2 protein-coding genes are annotated in these 2,724 nt (G+C 61.2%); both read right to left on the bottom strand.

Translation table 11 applies throughout. The features are described 5' to 3' along the window. A partial coding sequence (locus AWB72_RS28270; RefSeq protein WP_244285792.1) for a M23 family metallopeptidase occupies positions 1–727 on the bottom strand: 727 nt, incomplete at its 3' end. Positions 728–730: 3 nt separating this feature from the next. Further along, positions 731–2,724 (bottom strand): type VI secretion system tip protein VgrG (locus tag AWB72_RS28265; protein ID WP_040050638.1); only part of this gene is annotated, 1,994 nt, incomplete at its 5' end.

The following is a 2,724-nucleotide window of genomic DNA, read 5'->3' as shown; positions in this document are numbered from 1 at the left end:
TGCCCTTGAACTTGCCATCCGGTCCAGCGCCATCCGGTAATCTCAGGAACGATTTGCCGGCAGGAATCATGAAATAACTGTGCCCCCAGCAATCGCTGCCTGTCGCCATGCTCGGCGTTGCATGACCCAGTTGAGTACGCGCGAAATACGCATCGTGATCCGTTTGGGTCATGAATACCTCAAAGTGCAAATGCCGCTGCCCCTGGCATCCGCCGACCCAGCCGAGCACATCTTTTCTCCGCACCTTGTGCGTGCCACCGGCCTGCGCCGGCGCAGGTTCTAGGTCGCCACCGGGCGAAGATGTGCGCAAAAACTTAGGAAGCAGGTTGCCATCCGCGCTCATCGACGGGTAGCTGCTTAAGTCCAGCAGATGCATGTACAGCGAATAGAACGTCAGAGTCCTGCCTTCGCCGGTTTCCGTCGTGTGCTTGAGCAGCACGAAGCCCGCATGGCTATCACACGCGCCATCCCCGCCGTCGTAGGCCTTCTGACACACGCGGTAGGCCACGACGTCGCCGTCGGCGATGGCGCGGACTTTCTCGTTCTGTGTCGACGGCATCAGATGCACGCCACAATGCCATCGGCGATCGAACGCTATCGGATAAATGCCGTGCGCAAGTTCGAACGTGTCGACCAGATCCATCATCGCATCGGGCTTCGGCGAACGGGCTGCGTTGTCACCAGCGGTCAGGCCCGCGGCTGGAAGAAAGGGAGGGCTGATAATCATGAATCAACGGGTAAGCGGATACGAATTGGTCGGGTTGAACTCACTTGCAGGCAGCATGGGCAACGGGAGATCGGCGTTTTCCGGCCCCTCAAACGTGAACGAACCCGCCTTGATCTTGAAGTCCCCCGGACAGATCACCTCCACGCTGCCGTTCTCGATCTTGATTGCCGCACCGCCGCTGGCCAGCACCGCCTTCGTCTTGCCGTTGACCAGCACGTTCGCGTTCGCGCTCGACACGTGTAGCTGCTGGTCGGCGAACAGGTCCAGGGGCGCCTCTTGCGCCTGCACTTCAATCTTTCCTTTCGAGAAAATCCGGATGCCCAGCTTGTGCGCGCACACGGAGATGAGTTCTCCCGCCACCATGCGCAGCCGCTCCGTGATGCTCACGTCCATATGACGGCCCGCCGTGACGATCACGTTCTCGCCCGCCGAGTGCTGGACCGATTTCGGCGTGGTGAATGCCATCCCGCCCGGTGCACTGGCCAATAGCCCCGCGTCGCAGAGCTGGCTCAGGCCATCGAGCAGCGCCGCCTGCGTGGCCTTGTCCGCGGCATCACCCTTGGCCTGCGTTGTCGCTGTCGCCAACTCCGTCACCCGCTGCAGCGCCGACTTCAGTTGCCGAATGGCTGCAGGCATGTCCAGATGCGGCGTATCGGCGCCAGCGGCCGTATCCGCCGATAAGAACAGCCCCTTCGCCGCGCGAATGGTGCCCCATGCCTGGGTTGTCGCTTCGAACCCCTCGCCTCGAGGAAGCTTCTTACTGTCAAGCAAATAGCCCTGATTGAACGCCGACTGCTTGTAGACCGTCGCAATGCGCGCGCTTTCCTTGCCCTGCAGGTCGTTGAACACGACCTCCGCGCCGAGCAGCGGCGAGCGCCAGATGGCATAGCTGAACAACGAATCCGTACCCCGCACCAGGTCGGGATGCGAATAGTCATGCAAGGCGCCGGCGATATGCAAACGATCGATGTCCGCATGTGCGCCCCACAGTAAAACTTCCGTGGTCGGGAGCAAGGGCGCATGAAAGCCGCCCTGGTATGACGAAGACGGGCGCAAGAGGCGCAGCTTGAGCAGCTGTTTGTCGGCGTTGGCCGTGCACTGCAGGAACTTCGGCAGGACCGGATACCGACCATGCTCATCCATGCACCCGTAGGGCGACGAGTCGAACGTCGTGACGACGCCGACGACAGGACCCTTCAGAAACCGCCAATCGCGCTCGTATACGAAAGCGGGACGGTACGCGAGATGCGCGGGCAGCGCTTTGAAACGCACGAGCGCCGGTTTCGTGCGGCTGCCCGTCATCGTCATCGATTCGATCACGAACCCGTAAGGCGCACTCGTCAGCTTTGCATTGGTCAGCTTCACGACGACGCCCGGCGCGACGCCCTTTGCGTTGGTCGTGCCCGAGAGTTTCGCCTGCCTGGCGATCTGCTCATCGCGCCGCGTCAGCGCCAACGCCTCGCCCTGCGCCTGCGTCAGATGGAACTCCGCACTGCGATTGATCTGTCCGAATACCGACCGATCGTCTGCCTCATCGGAGACATTCGCCGTGGCCCGCAACGCATCCTCCGGCGTGCGATAGTTGCGCTCCCACACCTCGATCGTGGCCGGCACCAACGTGCGTGCCTCGCTGACCGACAGCACCGCTTCGTGCCAGTTGTTGTTGAGGCCCGACTCCGGCATCAACGGAACGTCGATCGAGCGCACGTAACCGCGCGGATTGTCGGTGAATACGAGCGTGTCGAGTTGCCCTTCCTTGCCCCTGCCCTGTTTATAAAACCAGACAATGCCCTTGCGTTTCGCGTGACGGGTAATCATGGCCCAGACGGACTCCTCGTACATCACGATCTGCTCCATCTTTTCCTGCGCGCCTTCCAGATGGAACTCGACGTCGAAGGCGTCGAAGTTCTTGCGGTCGATCAGCAGTTGGGTGACGAGCTCCTGAAACGTAATGTCCTTGAAGACATCTGATTTATGCACTCGCTTGCACAGGGCGG

The organism is Caballeronia concitans, from assembly GCF_001544615.1.
GTDB lineage: Bacteria > Pseudomonadota > Gammaproteobacteria > Burkholderiales > Burkholderiaceae > Caballeronia > Caballeronia concitans.
The sequence above is the reverse complement of the archived record's forward strand: the minus strand, read 5'-3'. Positions and strand labels throughout refer to the sequence as shown.